The organism is Lactiplantibacillus sp. 30.2.29, assembly GCF_018991255.1.
GTDB classification, from domain to species: Bacteria; Bacillota; Bacilli; order Lactobacillales; family Lactobacillaceae; genus Lactiplantibacillus; species Lactiplantibacillus pentosus.
The window spans coordinates 80,997-100,762 of the sequence record NZ_JAGYGU010000015.1; the positions used below are offsets into that span (position 1 = coordinate 80,997).

General features: G+C 46.7%; 14 protein-coding genes. 12 read left to right on the top strand and 2 right to left on the bottom strand.

The window, feature by feature from the left end:
* Positions 1-125 precede the first annotated feature (125 nt).
* Positions 126-839 carry an EAL domain-containing protein gene (locus KGF65_RS09945; protein WP_056952487.1) on the bottom strand — a complete coding sequence of 238 codons (714 nt, stop codon included), beginning with the start codon at positions 837-839 and terminating at the stop codon, positions 126-128.
* A gap of 153 nt (positions 840-992) precedes the next feature.
* On the opposite strand from KGF65_RS09945, the gene KGF65_RS09950 reads away from it, so the two are divergent.
* Positions 993-2,351, top strand: a complete 1,359-nt coding sequence (locus KGF65_RS09950) for an FAD-dependent oxidoreductase (protein WP_216748387.1) — start codon at positions 993-995, stop codon at positions 2,349-2,351.
* 66 nt (positions 2,352-2,417) lie between these two features.
* On the opposite strand, the gene KGF65_RS09955 is transcribed toward KGF65_RS09950, so the two are convergent.
* Positions 2,418-2,975 carry a M15 family metallopeptidase gene (locus KGF65_RS09955; RefSeq protein ID WP_050339136.1) on the bottom strand — a complete coding sequence of 186 codons (558 nt, stop codon included), beginning with the start codon at positions 2,973-2,975 and terminating at the stop codon, positions 2,418-2,420.
* 356 nt (positions 2,976-3,331) lie between these two features.
* Here KGF65_RS09955 and KGF65_RS09960 point away from each other — a divergent pair, with 356 nt between their 5' ends.
* The 11 genes from KGF65_RS09960 to whiA all read left to right on the top strand — a co-directional run bounded on the left by KGF65_RS09960 (position 3,332) and on the right by whiA (position 19,726).
* Positions 3,332-4,528 (top strand): MFS transporter, encoded by a 1,197-nt coding sequence (locus KGF65_RS09960; protein ID WP_216748391.1) that lies wholly within the window; start codon positions 3,332-3,334, stop codon positions 4,526-4,528.
* 1,194 nt (positions 4,529-5,722) lie between these two features.
* Positions 5,723-6,370, top strand: a complete 648-nt coding sequence (locus KGF65_RS09965) for an HD domain-containing protein (RefSeq protein ID WP_050339134.1) — start codon at positions 5,723-5,725, stop codon at positions 6,368-6,370.
* A gap of 148 nt (positions 6,371-6,518) precedes the next feature.
* Positions 6,519-8,522, top strand: a complete 2,004-nt coding sequence (gene uvrB, locus KGF65_RS09970; RefSeq protein WP_216748388.1) for an excinuclease ABC subunit UvrB — start codon at positions 6,519-6,521, stop codon at positions 8,520-8,522.
* A 37-nt stretch (positions 8,523-8,559) separates the two neighbouring features.
* Positions 8,560-11,415 carry an excinuclease ABC subunit UvrA gene (gene uvrA, locus KGF65_RS09975; RefSeq protein ID WP_105924321.1) on the top strand — a complete coding sequence of 952 codons (2,856 nt, stop codon included), beginning with the start codon at positions 8,560-8,562 and terminating at the stop codon, positions 11,413-11,415.
* Between the two features lie 61 nt (positions 11,416-11,476).
* Complete coding sequence (locus tag KGF65_RS09980) at positions 11,477-11,953, top strand: S-ribosylhomocysteine lyase (RefSeq protein ID WP_003637857.1); 477 nt, start codon at positions 11,477-11,479, stop codon at positions 11,951-11,953.
* 467 nt (positions 11,954-12,420) lie between these two features.
* Positions 12,421-13,662 (top strand): argininosuccinate synthase, encoded by a 1,242-nt coding sequence (locus tag KGF65_RS09985; RefSeq protein WP_021337461.1) that lies wholly within the window; start codon positions 12,421-12,423, stop codon positions 13,660-13,662.
* Positions 13,662-15,065 (top strand): argininosuccinate lyase, encoded by a 1,404-nt coding sequence (gene argH / locus KGF65_RS09990; RefSeq protein WP_050339130.1) that lies wholly within the window; start codon positions 13,662-13,664, stop codon positions 15,063-15,065. The genes KGF65_RS09985 and argH overlap by 1 nt, the downstream gene beginning before the upstream one ends.
* A gap of 1,108 nt (positions 15,066-16,173) precedes the next feature.
* Positions 16,174-16,710, top strand: a complete 537-nt coding sequence (locus tag KGF65_RS09995) for an HdeD family acid-resistance protein (protein ID WP_003637860.1) — start codon at positions 16,174-16,176, stop codon at positions 16,708-16,710.
* Between the two features lie 188 nt (positions 16,711-16,898).
* The gene (gene rapZ, locus KGF65_RS10000; RefSeq protein WP_003637861.1) at positions 16,899-17,783 is read left to right on the top strand and encodes an RNase adapter RapZ; all 885 of its coding nucleotides are present in this window, start codon (positions 16,899-16,901) and stop codon (positions 17,781-17,783) included.
* On the top strand, positions 17,780-18,781 hold the full coding sequence (gene yvcK, locus KGF65_RS10005; protein ID WP_003637862.1) for a YvcK family protein: 1,002 nt from the start codon (positions 17,780-17,782) through the stop codon (positions 18,779-18,781). The genes rapZ and yvcK overlap by 4 nt, the downstream gene beginning before the upstream one ends.
* Before the next feature lie 12 nt (positions 18,782-18,793).
* Entirely contained in the window at positions 18,794-19,726 is a 933-nt protein-coding gene (gene whiA / locus KGF65_RS10010) for a DNA-binding protein WhiA (RefSeq protein WP_003637863.1), read from the top strand.
* Positions 19,727-19,766 lie beyond the last annotated feature (40 nt).

Consider the following 19,766-nt stretch of genomic DNA (forward strand, 5'->3'; position numbering starts at 1 on the left):
ACACCCGCTAGTTTCAGTAACTTGCTGAGACTAACGGGTGTTATTTTGGATTCGATAATAGCAGTTGTTGGAAATCGAGTAAAAAAACTGGATGACTGACGCAGCTATTTGTGTGGTGGTGACGATTAAGCTTGAGCGAATGGTAATTCAAAGTTGATGGGATCGCCAGGGAGCCGTAATAATTGCGGCTTGCCATAGTAGTAGCCTTGTCGTAAATTAATGTCAAAATGACTACTTAGGCGGTCGTCATCCTCGTCTTCGATGCCTTCGAGAATTAAACGCAACCCATATTCACTACTGATGGCACGCCAGAAATGTAACTTCTGTTGGATTTTGGGGTCCTTCATATCGCTGCGGAAATTCTGCAAGGCAAACTTTAATTCGGAAGCTAATGGCAGAATCTCCTGAATGCTCTTGAAATCATTGATCCCGGTGCCCACGTCGTCTAGTGAAAGCTGCATACCATGTTCAATGAACCCCCGTAAGTGTGGGATCAACTGCGTATCTGGGTACTGCTTAGGCCCGCGTTCCTCAGTCAATTCGACGACGAGCTTGGCAGGGTAGAGTTGGACTTGACTCTGAATAATGGCTTTAGCGACCGTGGTGTCCATCAGTTGTTCACGACTGATATTGACCGCACAGTAGCGGACCTTGAGTGCCAGAATCTTCGTCGTGGCAATCAATAAGTCTGAGGTCGTCTTGGAACTAATGGCCGCAAAGGACTCTGGTAGGCGCCAACCATCTGGCGTCAGCTGTTTAATGAGCAGTTCATAACCATAGACGGTATTATTCAATAAGTTTAATTGGGGTTGTACGAAGTAGCGGTAAATTGGTTCCATAAGTTCCATCGCCTTTTATAGTAAGTTTTAAGTCATTGAATCGTTTTAAAAATAACCAAATCGCTGTATACTCTAAGTATACGTCAACCTAAATGAATGTTTAACCATTCTGTGGTTTAATTTTAATATTTTATGAAAGCTGTGGTCGAATCAATGAAAGTTGCTATTATCGGCTGTACACATGCGGGGATTGCCGCCATGCGGCAAATTTTGAAATACTATCCAGGCACTGAAATTACCGTGTATGAGCGGCACGCGACGATTTCGTATATGTCCTGTGGTACTTATCTACACTTAGGGGGAACCATTAAGGATTTGGACCAGGCGCTATACGCTAATCCTGATGAGTTCAGTAAGCAAGGCGTCCAAATGCGGATGCAACATGATGTGATCAAGGTTGATGCGACAAAACACACCATTTTGGCCCAAAATTTACAAACCAAGACGATGGAAACGGACCATTATGACAAATTGGTTATGGCGACTGGATCACTGACCGTGATTCCGGCAATTCCAGGTGTCGAGAACCCGAAAGTGATGCTGTGCAAGACTTGTGAACAGGCTCAGCAACTTTATGAGGCTGCTCAGCATGCCAAACAAATTGCCATTGTGGGCGGCGGTTATGCCGGGGTGGAGCTTGCTGAGGGCTATATCAAGTCTGGGCACGCTGTCACCTTATATCAACGAGGGCCACAGCTCATTGATGAATACTTGGATGCCAATCTGGCGAACAAGGTTGAAGCCTTATTGACGAGTCACGGCATTGACGTGCGTACCAATGCCCAAGTCACTGGATTTCAAGATACGCCCGACAATCGCTTGCAAGTGACGACGGCCGATTCTGAAACTATCTATGATATGGCCGTCATTTGTCCCGGAGTCATTCCGCAATCAGAATTGCTGGCCGGGCAGGTCAACCGCACGAAGCAGGGTGCCATCGTGACGGACCGCTACATGGGGACTTCGAATCCTGACATTTTTGCGGCCGGTGATGTAACGGAGGTCAAATTTAACCCCACCAAAGATCACGCCTATATGCCATTAGTTTCGCACGCGATTCGTCAAGGCGCCTTAGCGGGGATCAATATTTTTGACAAACGGCTCGGTTCGATTGGCACACAGGCGACGACCGGCATGTTGATTTTTGGGCAGACGATTGCTTGCACCGGGATGACGCTCACGGCAGCCAAAGCCGCCCATTTTGAAGCCAAGACGGCCGTTTATGAAGGCAATTATCGACCAGACTTCATGCCAACGACTGCCAAAATCACCATCGAATTGGTGTATGATCAGCAAACCCGTAAAGTACTAGGCGGCCAATTGATGAGTGCCCACGAAGTCTCGCAATCAGCCAACACGTTGTCAGTGATTATTCATAACGGTAACACGATTGATGAGCTGGCCTTTATGGATATGCTCTTCTCACCGAATTTCGATGAACCGTTCAATTATCTGAACTTGGCGGCTCAGGCCGCAGTCGACCAGGAACATGGGTATCGACGGAATAATTAAGGCCGTCTTGATTTAGATGATCGTATTTAAAAAAGTTCACGTCGCGTTGACGTGAACTTTTTGTGGTTAAGCATAATCGTTGGGGTCGGCTGCTAAGGGCTGGTACGCGTCCATGTCTGCGTCTCGATAGTCCCACCATTCGTTAACGTAGCCGACAAAGCCAGCGGCGCGCATCGCTTCGTCTAAACGTTGATAATACTGGTCTTGTTCAGCCGTCCGTGGTGCATCACGGTGTGCGCGAGCGGTAAAATCATCAAAGGGCGTTGGCATCGGTAGGTCACTGCCGTCTGCGTTGACTAGGGTCAAATCGAGCGTGACGCCTTTTTGATGGCTAAAATTCGGATTTGGGCGCGCAACGAATTCGGGGTCAGGGTAGACTTCAAACAAACGTTTTTGCGCACTAACGGGGCGGTAGGCATCCCAGATTTTGAGCCGGTAACCTTCCTGTTTGACGATGGCACTGGCCTGCGCGAGTTTGTGAGCAGTGCCAGTCCGAACGATTGCCGTCGTAAAGTCGTAAATAACTTGATGCGTGAAATTGTCAGTGGTGGCGTAGCGTAGGTCAACAAGGATATCGGGGTCTAAACGTTGGACATTGGTAAAACCGGTGAATGCTTGCTCCATGGTGTGGCCTCCTCATATAAGTTACCGTTATTGTAGCTGATTTCGCTGCTTTTTACTGGAAAAAGGATTGTCGGTTTGACCACAAACTTTTAACTAGCTTTCGACAGGGCGCCCTGATAAGATGTAAAGCGGTGTGTATTTATGATTATTTTTGTATAACGTAATTTGACATCGTTATGAAGCAACCTTAAATGCAGTCAGTTGTACTTAGCTGAGGACCGCTCGAAGCCGAACAAACTAGTGGCCATAGTGGTCGACGTGCATACGCTAGTTGCCAGTTGAAACGGCACGTATCCAGGCTAATTAACAACAATTCAAACGATGCCAGCGATAATTAACAGAAGAGGTGAGGGCATATCGATCGACAAACACGACGAGCCATCTTAATTTTAGTATTTAGTGAATTTTTAGTCTGCTTAGGGATTAGTTTAGTGATTCCAGTGATGCCGTTTATTAAAAACGAGCTGCATTTAACCGCAACGGATATGGGGATCATGAACGCGTTATTTGCGTTGGCACAGTTTGTGGCTTCGCCGATTATCGGGCGGGTGTCTGATAAACTCGGTCGTAAGCCGGTTCTGGCCACGGGACTTTTTCTATACATGGTGTCAGAAGTGTTGTTTGCGTTAACCAATCAACTGTGGGTGTTCAACATTTCGCGGATCGTCGGTGGCCTGTCAGCTGCGATGGTCGTACCGACCGCAATGGCGCTTGCTTCAGATATCACGACCAAACGGCAACGGGCCCGCGTGATTGGCTGGTTGTCAGCGGCGTTCAGTGGTGGCTTGATCCTAGGCCCTGGGATTGGTGGTATTTTGGCGGGAATCAGTTACAAAACCCCGTTTTGGGTCGCGGGTGCGCTCGGCTTATTAAGCGCGATTGTGCTGATCATTCTATTGCCAGCTGACCGGCAAATCGACCCAGACCGTGAAGCCAAATCGGCTGCCGCAACGCCTGAACATCATCCGATGACGCGGGCGTTCTGGACGGTGCCAATTATTATTTTGTTCACGATGATATTAGTGTCATCCTTTGGTCTGCAAGGGTTTGAAAGTATCTATAGTATCTACGTCAACGAAGTCTTTCACTTTAGTCTGAGCAACATTGCGTTAGTGCTGACGCTCAACGGGCTGATTTCGTTGTTCCTGCAAGTCGCACTTTTCGACACGTTCGTGCAGCGCTGGGGCGAACGGCGCGTCATCCGGGTATGTTTTGCAGCCGCGGTGATTTGCACGATTTGGATCACTCAAGCCCATTCCAAACTCGCGGTGATGATTGCCACACTCGTCATCTTCTCAGCCTTCGACTTGCTACGGCCCGCCATAACGACGCTGCTGACGAAAGCTAGTGAAACGAATCAGGGCCTGATCAACGGACTGAACATGTCTTTGACGAGTATTGGTAACGTGGTAGGACCAATCATGTCTGGAATGCTATTAGATATGAATTACCACTATCCATACCTAGTCGTTGCGGGATTCTTGATTGTGTCTTATCTGATGGCCTTCATGTTGCGCTTACCAGGACAGGTGCAGTCCCATCAGCACGTCTAGAACTCGAATTTGTCATGAATTATGATTAACACGTGCCAAGTTGGCGTCCTGTTCGTCAGCCAATGCGCTTCCTAATCCGACTTCCAGGGCTGGCTGACAACGCTGGAACAGGGCGGACATCGATTTGAACTCACGCAGAGACCCACTGCGCAATTTCAAATACGAGTCTTCTTCTAGCCCGGGAAACCCGCCCGGACAAGAAGAATTTCGCCCTTGAGCATTGTCCGCCAGCCCCTCCAGTCGGGAACCTGCTCGAATGGCGGATGAACGGCCAACTAACTTGGTGCAATTGACCACTGAATGTTAGGGCCTTGTCCTTCAAGCAAGCTTTGAATGGGTATCGCTAATGCTTTATGACATTTGAGTACTGAGAAGATTACTGAATATAATTCACTAATATCAACGGACACTAGTCTTGCATTTAGTCGATAAAACGACCTTCGCTTATAATTCAAGATTTTGCTATCTCAGACGACTAGATAAAATTCTGGCAAGTTCAGTAAAGTCGCTTGTCAGAGACCTTAAAACATGAGTAAGAAAGGTTAGTGATTGTTAGAAAACAGTCTGACGGTTCAATATCAAAATTCTCGTGGACCAATGAACCAACGACCAATTCAACAAAAAGTTGGGTCCACATATGTCTGCCTTTCGAATACCATCCCGGCTGGAAGGTATTCTGGGCAAGGCCCAGTGTTTTCAGAGTGTGAGGTTCAGACGGGTTGGGACTGAGGATTAGCCTAGCTAGAGCGTTAAGCGGCGTATTTCCGCTTGGCGTTCTGGCGTAGCTAACCGGAAGTCCCAGTCTGACCCGAACACGTTTCGTCCATATCGCAGGCAACGTGAAAGACCAGTATTTAAGACGTGGGCTGTCGGCTTAAATCTGTGTCCACCACGTCACGGCCATTGCCCAGAATGCCTGGAGGCCGGCATAGGACGTCGCCACAACAGCAGTTTTACGTAAATTCGTACTGTTTCCAGCGGGTCTCAGCTGGCGGTTCTTGAACTTAAAAAATAGCACGTTTTAATCATTTTTAATGCTAAATAATAATTAACACGCGTGCTCTCTCCCAAAAATGTGTGATAAATAGATTTTAAGAATCGTTACAATAATTCTGATCAAAAGCGCCCCAAATTTGCGTCACTGGGGCGCTTTTGGTACACTTAGGCCAAATTAGATTAAGGATGGTGGCTGCAATGGGAATGCATCAATATTTTCAAAGTTTGAGTAATTTAGAAACGATTCAACGCGCGCCAGGCTTCTTTAAGTATCAAAATCATTCAGTTGCGGCCCATTCGTTTAAGGTGGCGGAAGTGGCCCAGTTTTTAGGTGATGTGGAAGAAAATGCGGGTCAAACGGTGGACTGGCGGGCTTTATACGAGAAGGCCCTTAATCACGATTATAATGAGCGTTTTATCGGCGATATTAAGACGCCGGTCAAGTATGCGACGCCAACGTTACGGTCGATGCTCGCAGATGTGGAGCACAAGCTTTCCCAGAACTTTGTTCAAAATGAAATCCCGGCTGAATTTCAGGCGGCCTATTCGCGGCGTTTGTCCGAGGGTAAAGACGAAACCTTGGAAGGCCAGATTCTGTCAGTGGCCGATAAAATTGACTTACTATATGAATCATTTGGTGAGATTCAAAAAGGTAATCCAGAGCCAGTGTTCACCGATATTTATCAAGAAAGTTTAAAAACAATTGTGGCGTTTAAAAAAATGACCAGTGTTCAATATTTCTTAAAAGCAGTCCTACCGGAGATGTTAGCGGAACCGTTCACGCATCAGGACCAGTTACAGGCATTGACGACGCAAATATTAACGGCCACAACGCAATCCGATTAATGGCGAAAGTATGTTCGATGTGCTAAAATTAAATGCGATTTGAATCTGATAGGGAAGCGCGGGCTTGCCTATTTTTTATGGTGGGACGGCAAGTTATCGTTATCAACAAATGAACTGAACGGGCAACCGTTTCAAAGGAGGACTACGTTTGATTGATCGGGTAAATAATAATCATTTTGACTTGGTTTCAGATTACCAACCAACTGGGGACCAACCCCAAGCGATTAAGCAATTGACGGCTGGAATTGAGTCCGGTGAGAAAGAACAGATTTTGTTAGGGGCCACCGGGACCGGGAAGACGTTTACGATTTCCAACGTGATTGCACAAGTGAACAAGCCGACCTTGATTTTGTCACACAACAAAACGTTGGCGGGACAACTTTACGGCGAATTTAAGAAGTTTTTCCCGAATAATGCGGTGGAATATTTTGTCAGTTATTACGATTATTATCAACCGGAAGCGTACGTGCCTTCGAGTGATACTTATATCGAAAAGGATTCCGCAATCAATGATGAAATCGATAAGCTGCGACATTCTGCCACGAGTTCATTATTAGAACGTAATGATGTCATTGTCGTGGCGTCGGTTTCCAGTATTTTTGGTTTAGGGGATCCGCATGAGTACCAAGACCACGTCGTTTCACTGCGGGTCGGTATGGAAATCGACCGCAATGACTTGTTACGGAAGTTGGTCGATATTCAGTTCGACCGCAACGACATTGATTTTCAACGGGGCCGTTTTCGGGTGCACGGGGATGTTGTCGAAATCTTCCCGGCGTCACGTGATGACCACGCCTTACGTGTCGAGTTTTTCGGTGATGAGATCGACCGGATTCGCGAAATCGATGCATTGACTGGTGAAGTGGTTGGTGACCGCGAACACGTGGCCATTTTTCCAGCGACCCACTTTATGACCAACGATGATATTATGGAACACGCCATTAAAGGCATTGAAGAAGAACTGGACAGCCGGTTGAAAGAGTTGACTGCAGACGGTAAGTTATTGGAAGCGCAACGTCTGAAGCAACGGACGACTTACGATATTGAAATGCTCAAAGAAATGGGCTATACGAGTGGTATCGAAAACTACTCACGGTTCATGGACGGCCGTAAACCGGGCGAACCGCCATATACGTTGCTGGACTTTTTCCCGAAGGACTTTCTACTAGTTGTCGATGAATCTCACGTGACGATGCCGCAAGTACGCGGCATGTATAATGGTGACCGTGCTCGTAAACAGATGCTAGTAGATTACGGTTTCCGGCTGCCAAGTGCGCTGGATAACCGGCCATTGAAGCTCGAAGAAGTCGAACAACACATCAACCAGGTCGTTTACATGTCTGCGACGCCAGGGCCTTATGAAATGGGCCGGACGAAGCACGTTGCACAACAAATTATTCGACCGACTGGCTTGTTGGATCCAACCATTGAAGTTCGGCCAATCATGGGCCAAATCGATGACTTAGTTGGCGAGATCAATAAGCGGATCGAGCTGAATGAACGGGTCTTCATTACGACGTTGACCAAGAAGATGGCCGAAGATTTGACCGACTACTTCAAAGACTTAGGAATCAAAGTGCGGTATTTGCACAGTGATATCAAGACGCTGGAACGGACCCAAATCATTCGTGATTTACGATTGGGCAAGTTTGACGTGCTCGTCGGGATCAACCTGTTGCGGGAAGGTATCGACGTGCCAGAAGTCTCATTAGTTGCCATTTTGGATGCTGATAAGGAAGGCTTCCTGCGTAATGAACGGTCATTGATCCAAACGATTGGACGGGCGGCCCGGAACGAACACGGGGCGGTCATCATGTATGCGGATACGACCACCGATTCGATGCAAGCGGCCATTGATGAAACCGCTCGGCGTCGGACGATTCAAATGAAGTATAATGAAGACCATCACATTACACCACATACCATTCAAAAGGCCATTCCAGATTTGATTGCGTCTACCAAAAAATCTGAGGATGCTGGTGAAAAGGATGACTTCTTGGAAACTGACTTTGATGATATGACGCACGAACAACAATTAGATATGATTGCAAAACTTGAGGAACAGATGAAGACTGCCGCGAAGAAGCTTGATTTCGAACAAGCTGCCACTTTGCGGGATACGGTCATGGAATTGAAAGCACAAATCAGCTAGCTTTGGCTGGTGATGGTTAGATTGAGGAGGCCTTTTTTTGGCAAATGATAAGATTGTCATTCACGGTGCGCGTGCCCATAACTTAAAGGACATTGACGTCACCATTCCCCGCGACAAACTCGTGGTCATTACCGGGTTATCAGGTTCGGGTAAGAGTTCTTTGGCGTTTGATACCTTGTATGCGGAAGGACAACGGCGCTACGTCGAAAGTTTGTCCGCGTACGCTCGCCAATTTTTAGGACAAATGCAAAAACCAGACGTGGATTCGATTGATGGGCTGAGTCCAGCCATTTCGATCGACCAAAAAACGACGTCTAAGAACCCGCGGTCAACGGTCGGAACGGTCACTGAAATCAATGACTACTTGCGGCTATTGTGGGCCCGGGTCGGGGAACCAATCTGTCCAAACGATGGCACGCCAATCGCTAGTCAAACGGTTGAACAGATGGTTGACCGGATTCAGAAGTTGCCTGAACGGACTAAGCTCCAGATTCTGTCACCAATCGTTCGTCAAAAGAAGGGCGAACACAAAAAAATCTTTGAAAAGATCAAGCGTGAAGGCTTCGTCCGCGTTCGTGTGGATGGCGAGATTCATGATATCAGTGAGACGTTTGACTTAAACAAGAATCAACAGCACACGATTGAAATCGTAATCGACCGGATCGTTGTGAAACCAGGGGACCGCTCACGGTTATTCGATTCGTTTGAAGCGGCTTTACGTTTGAGTGGCGGCTATGCGATTGCCGATGTGATTGGCGGCGACCCAATTATGTTCTCAGAACATTATGCTTGCCCAATCTGTGGCTTTACGGTCGGTGAACTCGAACCACGGTTGTTCTCCTTCAACGCGCCACAAGGGGCTTGCCCGGACTGTGAAGGACTGGGGATCAAGCTGGAAGTTGACGAAGACTTAGTTGTCCCTGATCGCCAATTAACGTTGGCCGAGGGTGCGCTGGCGCCTTGGAATCCAATCAGTTCACAGTATTATCCTGAATTATTAAAGCAAGCTTGTGAACAATTGGGGATTCCGATGGACGTACCATTTGAAAATCTTTCCAGAGCAGACCAACAGACTGTTTTGTACGGTTCTAATGGTAAAACGTTCCATTTCCACTATCAAAACGATTTCGGTGGTGTTCGCGATGTTGATGCTGTCTTCGAAGGGGTCATTAATAACGTTGACCGGCGTTATCACGAAACTAATAGTGATTTCACCCGCGATGTGATGCGCAAGTACATGACCGAATTGACTTGTCAGACTTGTCATGGTTTCCGTTTGAACCGCAAAGCACTGGCCGTTAAGGTGGGTGGCGAACACATTGGAGCCGTCTCAGACCTCGCAATTGGCAAGGAATTAGACTTCTTCAATGACTTGAAATTATCAGAACAGAGTTTGGTGATTGCCCAACCGATTTTGAAGGAAATTCGTGACCGGCTTTCCTTCTTACAAAACGTTGGGTTGGCCTACTTGACGCTCAGTCGTTCAGCGCGGACCTTATCCGGTGGGGAAGCGCAACGGATTCGCCTAGCCACTCAGATTGGATCGAATTTATCAGGGGTCTTATACATCTTGGATGAACCATCGATTGGGCTGCATCAGCGTGATAACGACCGTTTGATTGGCTCACTTAAGAAGATGCGAGACTTAGGCAACACGTTGATCGTGGTCGAACATGATGAAGATACTATGCGGGCCGCGGATTATATCGTTGATATTGGTCCGGGTGCCGGTGAAAATGGTGGCGAAGTCATGGCGGCCGGGACACCGAAGCAAGTCGCACGTTCACGTAAGTCACTGACTGGACAGTATTTGTCTGGCAAACGGTTCATTCCGCTACCTGAGACGCGGCGCCCTGGCAATGGTAAGAAGATTCGAATTACCGGTGCGGCTGAAAATAACTTGAAGAATATCACCGTTGATTTCCCACTGGGTGAATTTGTGGTCGTCACGGGAGTTTCCGGTTCTGGTAAGTCGACGCTAGTAAATGATGTCTTGAAACGGGTCTTAGCTCAGAAGTTGAATCGAAATTCTGAAAAACCCGGGAAGTACAAGAGTGTCAGTGGCATCAAAAATATTGAGCGCTTGGTCAATATTGACCAAAGCCCCATTGGCCGGACACCACGTAGTAATCCCGCCACTTATACGGGCGTCTTTGATAACATCCGCGACTTGTTTGCGCAGACCAATGAAGCCAAATTGCGGGGCTACAAGAAGGGCCGCTTCAGTTTCAATACGAAGGGTGGCCGTTGTGAAGCCTGCCACGGTGATGGGATCTTGAAGATTGAAATGAACTTCTTGCCCGACGTGTTCGTACCTTGTGAAGTTTGCCATGGTAAGCAGTACAATTCAGAAACCTTGGAAGTAGAATATAAAGGCAAAAACATTGCGGATGTCTTACAGATGACGGCATCTGAAGCAGTTAAGTTCTTTGAACCAATTCCTAAGATTCGTCGTAAACTCCAGACATTAGTTGATGTTGGCTTGGGCTACGTCAAGTTAGGTCAGCCAGCAACGACGCTTTCTGGTGGTGAAGCCCAACGGATGAAGTTGGCTTCTGAACTGCACAAGCAACAGTCCGGTAAGAACTTCTATATCTTGGATGAACCGACGACCGGGTTACACAGCGAAGATATTCGCCGTTTGATTGGCGTTCTGGATCGCTTAGTGGATGCCGGTAATACGGTCCTCATCATCGAACATAATCTGGACGTGGTGAAGTCCGCAGACTACTTGATCGACCTGGGTCCAGAAGGTGGCGATGGTGGTGGCACGATTGTTGCGACTGGCACCCCAGAACAAGTGGCTGAAGTGGCCGAAAGCTATACTGGTCAATACTTGAAGCCCATTTTAAAGCGCGATCGTGAACGGCAGGGAACGATGACTGCCAAATAGGCAACATTGTGCTACACTTGAGTTTGTAATGTGATTTTAATTTAGAGGAGTTGTTGAATACATGGCTAAAGTAGAAAGTTTTACATTAGATCATACCAAAGTTTTAGCACCTTACGTTCGTAAAATTACGGTGGAAAATGGGCCTAAGGGCGACGCCATCACTAATTTTGACTTACGGTTAGTTCAACCTAACAAGGCGGCCATCGATACGGCTGGTTTGCATACGATCGAACACATGTTAGCAGGGTTATTGCGTGACCGGATGGACGGCGTCATTGACTGCTCACCATTTGGTTGCCGGACTGGTTTCCATTTGATTACATGGGGCGAACACGATACGGTCGAAGTTGCTAAGGCATTGAAGTCCTCATTAGAATTCATTGCTGGCCCAGCTAAGTGGGAAGATGTTCAAGGAACGACCATTGATAGCTGTGGGAATTACAAGGATCATTCCTTATTCTCCGCTAAAGAATGGGCAAAATTGATTCTTTCACAAGGTATTTCATCCGACCCATTTGTACGTAAGGTCGTTGAATAAGCAGTAATTATATCACCGGTCATTGTGAAGATGACCAGGACTACTAAAGACGCCAACTTTCTGAACATAGAAGGTTGGCGTCTTTTTTGGTTGCTTAAAACCTTAAAGCTTAATGAGTTCGATTACTGCGGATAGTGGGCGATTTCAATCTCATCGAATCTGACCGGGTACAGTGAGACCGAAAACGAAGCTGCGCGAACGCTGGTATGACGGGAATCAATTATAAGTCTTGTCGTCACAGCGGGACTATTGCTGAATTCGATGATTGAAGCTGTAAGGGACGGATGGCCGGCTGAAACTAATAAAAAATATACTAAAATAACTGAATAAATGTATAAATATCCATAATTTCAATGAATATCACTGAAATAAAGAATATTTTACAAAAATTATTGCATAAAATGAAATGAGGTGGTACGATACTGTCATTGAGAAATACAAAGATAAAATTTCGGAGGTACAAATCAATGGTCAAACAAAATGATAAAATTATTCTCGCTTATTCCGGTGGTTTAGATACGTCAGTTGCAATTAGTTGGTTAAAGGACAAGGGCTACGACGTGGTTGCTTGTGGGATCGATGTTGGTGAAGGTAAAGATATGGATGCCATCAAGGAAAAAGCCTTGAAGCTCGGTGCCGTTTCCTCATACATGATAGATGCGAAGCAAGAATTCGCTGAAGAATACGCTTTGATTGCGTTACAAGGTCATACCTTATACGAAGGCGAATACCCATTAGTTTCAGCGTTATCACGTCCGTTAATTGCCAAGAAGTTAGTCACTTTGGCCAAACAAGAACACGCCGTTGCGATTGCCCATGGCTGTACCGGTAAAGGGAACGATCAAGTTCGGTTTGAAGTCGCAATTCACGCCTTGGCCCCAGATATTAAGATTGAAGCCCCAGTTCGTGACTGGCACTGGTCACGTGAAGAAGAAATTGATTACGCTAAGGAACATAACATTCCAGTGCCAATCAACCTCGACAGTCCATACTCCATCGATGAAAACTTATGGGGTCGGGCCAATGAATGTGGGATTTTGGAAGACCCATGGCAAGCTGCTCCAGCCGACGCGTTTGACCGGACGAACGGCTTAGCTGATACACCTGACACGCCAACGACCCTTGAAATTACTTTCGAAGCTGGTGTTCCGGTTGCTTTAGATGGCGAATCCATGAACTTGGCCGACTTAATCATTAAGTTAGACAAAATTGCCGGCGAACACGGTATCGGCCGGATCGACCATATTGAAAACCGGTTGGTCGGAATCAAATCTCGTGAAGTCTATGAAGCACCCGCAGCAACTGTGCTATTAAAGGCGCACAAGGATTTGGAAGACTTGACGTTTGAACGGGAATTAGCGCACTTCAAGCCAATCATTGAACAAAAATTAGCCGATACGATTTATAACGGCTTATGGTTCTCACCATTAATGGAAGCCATGGTTGCTTTCTTAAAGCAGACTCAACAAGTTGTTAACGGGGTGGTCCGGGTTCAACTCTTCAAGGGTAACGTCATTACGGAAGGTCGGAAGTCACCAAACTCCTTGTATGACACGAACCTCGCGACTTACACGTCAGCAGACTCATTCGACCAACAAGCGGCAGTTGGTTTCATCAAACTTTGGGGCTTACCAACCCAAGTTAATGCGCAGGTCCAAGCTAAGGCCCAAGCTGAAGCCAAGGCCAAGGCAGACAAGGCGCACGCCTAATGAGCACCAAAAAGTTATGGGGTGGCCGTTTTACTGAAACGGGTGCTAAGTACGTTGATGATTTTGGCGCATCCATCAGCTTTGACCAGTTGCTTGCCGCAGAAGATATTGCTGGTTCCTTAGCACACGTGAAAATGTTGAAAAAAACGGGCATCCTACCAGCCGAAGACGTCGACAAAATCGTTGCTGGCCTGGAAACGTTAGCGGCTCGCCAAAAAGCGGGTGAGTTGGAATTCTCAACGGTCAATGAAGATATTCATATGAATATTGAATCCTTATTGACTGAAGAAATCGGACCAGTTGCCGGTAAACTGCATACGGCCCGCTCGCGGAACGACCAAGTCGCAACCGATTTTCATCTCTATTTGAAGCATCAATTGCCACTGATTTTAGACCGGCTACACGAGCTTGAAACCGTGTTAGTTGATAAAGCTAGTGAAAATGTGGAAACGGTGATGCCAGGGTATACGCATTTGCAACACGCCCAACCAATTTCATACGCGCACTACTTATTGGCTTACTACCAGATGTTCAAACGTGATATGGAACGCTTTGAATTCAACATGCAACACACTGATATTTCACCATTGGGAGCGGCAGCCTTAGCCGGCACGACCTTCCCGATCGACCGTGAATATAGTGCTAAACTATTAGGGTTTAGTGACGTTTATCATAATAGTTTAGATGCTGTTTCTGACCGGGACTTCGTGTTGGAATTCCTCAGTAACGCGTCAATTCTGATGATGCATCTGTCACGGTTCTGTGAAGAAATCGTCAGCTGGAGCAGTTATGAATTCAAGTATATTAGCTTGAGTGACCAATTCTCGACGGGTAGTTCAATTATGCCGCAGAAGAAGAATCCAGATATGGCTGAGTTGATTCGGGGCAAATCTGGCCGGGTCTACGGTAACTTGATGGGCTTGTTGACAGTCATGAAGGGCATTCCGTTGGCTTACAATAAGGACCTTCAAGAAGATAAGGAAGGCGCCTTTGATACGGTGACCACCGTCTTGACTAGTTTGCACGTCTTTACTGGCATGCTGGCAACGCTCACGGTTAATGAAGATCGGATGGCAGAAGCCACCACCAACGATTTCTCAAACGCTACTGAATTAGCAGATTATTTGGCCAACAAGGGGATTCCATTCCGCGAAGCCCACGCGATCGTCGGTAAACTTGTTTTGGACGGCTTGAAAAAACAGCGGCCATTACAAGATATTCCATTAAGTGAATATCAGCAGATTTCACCACTGATTCAAGAAGACGTTTATCATGATTTGGATGCCAAGGTTGCCGTGCAACGGCGGCATTCACTCGGTGGTACCGGCTTTGACCAAATCAAACAAGAGTTGCAACGGGCACAAGCGCAACTCGCCACCTACCAGTCCTCAACGACTGACTAAATATTGTTATCAATTTGACCATTGATAGTTTTCGAATCGACCGCCAAGTGTGTATGCACTTGGCGGTCGTTTTCTTGATGGAAATTTTGAAGACGAAACAGACTTTAGGTTCGTTCAAAAGCAGCCAGCTGAGGGACGCTGGAAACAAGGCGAATTAGCGTAAAACTGTCGTGTTGTTCGTCCTACACCGGCTTCCAGGCATTTCTGACAACGCTGGAACGCGATGGACACAGATTTAAGCCGACAACCCACGTCTTAAATACTGGTCTTTCACGTTCTATGCAATATTGTTGAAACGTGTTCGGGTCAGACCGGGACTTCCGGTTAGCTACGCCAGAACGCCAAGCGGAAGTTCACCGCTTAACGCTCTAGCTAGGCTAATCCTCAGTCCCAACCCGTCTGAACCTCACACTCTAGGAGCCGCTGAGCATTGTCAGAAATACCTTCCACCCGGGGATCGTATTCGAAAGGCAGACATGTGCGGACCCAACTTTTAGTGAACAGGTCGTTGGTTCTTAGTGATGAGTCATTTTGGTATCGAACTGTAAGACTGGTCTGCAGCAATTTCAAGTAGTCATACTTTTTTATTCAATTGACCGTCAACACCATTGAACGTTATCGAAAAATTTCCTAGTTGACTCAGCTGGTGAAGCCTTAGTTTTCGACGATTGGCGGTACTATCAGCCATCCTTGAGACTGATTTTCGTCGCGATTTGCTGATAATCGTCAGACCGTCTTTTTAGTATCTAAATCCCATAAATCATCATCCATGTTGATTTAAGATTTGCCTGAAGGATCGGCCACTTAATGTTCAGGGGGTAATTGTACCCAGATAGGGGGTCATTCATCCGCCATTCGAGCGGGTTCCCGACTGGTCGGATTGGCTGACAATGCTCAAACCGATGTAGCCCTGTTCCAGCAATTGTCAGCCAGCTCCAAAAGTCGGAATAGGGAGATCATTGGCTGCCGAACAATCAGCCAACTGTTTGATTCCTTTTACCGAAAAAACAATACTGATTAAAGTCTAATAAAGTCCATCAGAAAAATTGGAAACTCTTACATTAACTGGTAAGATAGAATTAATATCGGATATGGGAGATGTTAAGAGATGTTTAATGATCATCGATGGGGTTTTGACTGGACAGAGTTTATGACCGGAGTCGTTTTCTTGATTGCGGCGTACTTTGTGATCAAACAACCCCAAGCAGCATTATTGAGCTTGGTATTTCTATTTGCGATTGCAGCAATTATTAGCGGAATCACAACGATTGGTGGCTACACTAAGTTGCGGCGCGAAACTGGGTTACGAGCGAACTTTGCACTGGTATTTGCAATTATCGATATTTTAGTCGGTTTACTGTTCTTATTCCACGCACCAGCAGGGATCCTCGTCCTCGGCTACGTCTTTGCCTTCTGGTTCTTGATCGACTCGATCGAACGGTTGACCGTGGTCTCACATTTGCGAGTCTTCGGAACGGGCTACTACGTGTTATCACTGATTCTGGATATCATTAGTTTGGCGTTAGGGATTATGCTGATCATCAATCCAATGATTGCGGTCGTTAGTTTCAACGTCCTTGTCAGTTTCTATTTCGCAGTCTTTGGTATCAACGCCATTTTGATTGCCTTTGCACGGCGCAACTAAACGCAAAACAATTTAGTTTGTCTGTACAAATTGACGTAGCTCGCTACCAGAGATAGCGAGCTATTTTTGACGCAACTTTCAATAGATTTTATGGCTAGCATGGTACTAGCCAACCGGACTGTCAGTAGAAATGACACGCCCGGTGTGTTATACTACCAACAATATGGACTTTAGGAGGCCAATATAGCATGGCAGAGTCATTACAACTCGTTATTATTTCTGGGATGAGTGGTGCCGGTAAGACGGTCGCCGTTCAAAGCTTTGAAGACCTAGGCTATTTTTGCATTGATAATATGCCGCCAGCGTTGTTACCGAAGTTCTCAGAATTAGTTGAGGAGTCGGGAAAGATTAAGAAAGTGGCATTGGTGATCGATTTACGGTCACGGGCCTTTTACGATGAAATTATGGATATGTTGGCCAATCTGGACAACACCGACTTTGTGTCGACTCGGATTCTGTTCTTAGATGCTTCCAATGAGGAATTGGTCTCCCGGTATAAGGAGACGCGGCGTTCGCATCCGCTGGCAATGGAAGGCCGGGTCATGGATGGTGTACGTAAGGAACGTGAACTTCTGGCACCATTGAAAGACCGGGCTTCCTACGTAATCGACACGTCGGCATTGACGCCCCGCGAATTACGCGAATCAATTTTTGATAAATTTGAAACTGATCAGGATGAAACCTTCCACATCGAGATGCTGTCGTTTGGCTTCAAATATGGTTTGCCAATCGATGCCGATATCGTGATGGATGTGCGCTTCCTGCCGAACCCGTATTACATTCCGGAATTAAAGACGCAGACCGGATTGGATAAACCGGTGGCGGATTACGTGATGGAACAACCAGCGACGGAGAAATTTTACCAACAATTCCTAGGCATGTTGGAAAGTATCATGCCAGGCTATGAAGCTGAAGGTAAGAGTAGTTTGACGATTGCCATCGGCTGTACGGGTGGTCAACATCGCTCAGTCGCATTGACGCAACGCATCGGCGAAGCGCTGGCTAAGCACTATAAGGTGCATATCAGCCATCGCGATATTGATAAACGAAAGGAAACTGTTAATCGCTCATGAGAAAGTACACATTTAAGACCCAGCGGCCTAAAATTGTGGTGATTGGCGGGGGGACTGGTTTACCAGTCGTTCTGAAAGGCTTGCGCAAACAAGCTGTTGATATCACGGCAGTTGTAACGGTCGCTGATGATGGTGGCTCGTCGGGTATTATCCGCAACTATGTTAACGTCGTGCCGCCTGGTGATATTCGAAACGTTATGGTGGCATTGTCGAATTGGCCCCATTTGTATAAAGATATTTTTCAGTATCGTTTCCAGGGCGACGACCAGTTCTTTGCCGGCCACGCGATTGGAAATCTGATTATTGCCGCCCTCACTGAGATGAAGTCGGGGGTGTTTGATGCGGTCCAAGAACTGTCTAACATGATGCAAGTTGACGGGCACGTCTACCCGGCAGCCAATGAAGCGCTGACGCTACACGGACGGTTCAAAGACGGCACTGAATTAGTGGGTGAAGCTGAAATCACCGCTGCCCACAAGTCGTTGGAACGCGTTTGGGTCACTGATAAAAATGGTCAGGAACCACAAGCCGTTCAACCAGTGATCGATGCCATCATGGCGGCGGACCAGATCGTTTTAGGACCTGGTAGTTTATTTACCAGTATCCTGCCCAACTTGACCATCAGTAATATCGGTCGCGCCGTTTGTGAATCCGATGCGGAAGTGGTTTATATTTGTAACATCATGACGCAAAAGGGTGAAACGGATAACTTTTCAGATGCTGACCACGTGCGAGTCTTGAACCGGCATCTCGGTCAGAATTTCATCAACACGGTACTCGTTAATACGGAAAAAGTGCCGGAAGATTATATGGATTTCCACAAATTCAACGAAGTCTCTCGTCAAGTCAGTCATGATTTTCGGGGGCTACGTGAACAAAATTGTCGGGTCATCTCGTCTAATTTCTTGAAGCTTCGCGACAATGGGGCCTTTCATGATGGCGACCAGGTCGTGGCGGAACTCATGAACTTAGTGGGCCATTCCGACGTTTTTAGATAAGGGGGTCGTGGCATGTCATACGCCAGTGACGTTAAGAAAGAACTAACTAACCTCGCTGTCCATCGCGAGAATGCAAAGGCTGAATTAATGGCCTTGATTCGAATGAATGGGGCAATTAGCCTTGCCAATCACCATTTCATTTTGAATATCCAGACGGAAAATCCGGCCATCGCGCGGCGTATTTACCGGCTACTCAAACAATTTTACGACGTGGATAGTGAACTGATCGTCCGTCGTAAAATGAAGTTAAACAAAAACAATTTATACATTGTGCGGCTGAAGACGGGGACTGACATGGTGCTGGCTGATTTGGGAATCTTAAAAGATTATCAAATCGTCGAAGTCGCACCAACGGAAGTGCTTACCGATGATGCCGCGGTCCGCTCGTACTTGCGAGGGGCCTTTCTGGCGGGTGGCTCCGTCAACAATCCGGAGACATCGCGCTACCATCTTGAAATTTACTCACTTTACGAAGCCCATAATCATATGATTTCTGAAATGATGAATAAGTATGGGTTGAATTCACGAACGACTGACCGGCGTGGCGGCTACATCACGTACATCAAGGAAGCTGAAAAAATCGCGGACTTCTTGTCATTAGTCGGTGCGACGAATGCGATGTTGAAATTCGAAGATATCCGAATCATGCGTGATATGCGGAATTCAGTCAATCGGTTAGTTAATTGCGAAAACGCCAATATGGACAAAGTGGCGAACGCGTCTAGTAAGCAGATTGAAAATATTTTATTGATCGACGAAACGGTTGGCTTACAACAGCTGCCGCCTAAGTTACAAGAAGTGGCGGTCGCGCGGTTAGCACACCGAGAAGTCAGTTTGAAAGAACTTGGCACCTTAGTCCCTGGTGGCCCGATTTCCAAATCTGGGATCAACCATCGTTTGCGCAAAATCAATCAGTTTGCAGAACAATTGCAAAAAGAAGCTTAAATAATGGTCTACCGGTCTTCTGGTATGACCTGTTAATATT

Coding starts and splice junctions, on each gene's coding strand:
- argH (WP_050339130.1), top strand. CDS start 13,662: ATGAGCACCAAAAAGTTATGGGGTGGCCGTTTTACTGAAACGGGTGCT.
- whiA (WP_003637863.1), top strand. CDS start 18,794: ATGTCATACGCCAGTGACGTTAAGAAAGAACTAACTAACCTCGCTGTC.
- KGF65_RS09985 (WP_021337461.1), top strand. CDS start 12,421: ATGGTCAAACAAAATGATAAAATTATTCTCGCTTATTCCGGTGGTTTA.
- KGF65_RS09945 (WP_056952487.1), bottom strand. CDS start 839: ATGGAACCAATTTACCGCTACTTCGTACAACCCCAATTAAACTTATTG.
- KGF65_RS09955 (WP_050339136.1), bottom strand. CDS start 2,975: ATGGAGCAAGCATTCACCGGTTTTACCAATGTCCAACGTTTAGACCCC.
- KGF65_RS09995 (WP_003637860.1), top strand. CDS start 16,174: ATGTTTAATGATCATCGATGGGGTTTTGACTGGACAGAGTTTATGACC.
- KGF65_RS09950 (WP_216748387.1), top strand. CDS start 993: ATGAAAGTTGCTATTATCGGCTGTACACATGCGGGGATTGCCGCCATG.
- KGF65_RS09965 (WP_050339134.1), top strand. CDS start 5,723: ATGGGAATGCATCAATATTTTCAAAGTTTGAGTAATTTAGAAACGATT.
- yvcK (WP_003637862.1), top strand. CDS start 17,780: ATGAGAAAGTACACATTTAAGACCCAGCGGCCTAAAATTGTGGTGATT.
- KGF65_RS09980 (WP_003637857.1), top strand. CDS start 11,477: ATGGCTAAAGTAGAAAGTTTTACATTAGATCATACCAAAGTTTTAGCA.
- rapZ (WP_003637861.1), top strand. CDS start 16,899: ATGGCAGAGTCATTACAACTCGTTATTATTTCTGGGATGAGTGGTGCC.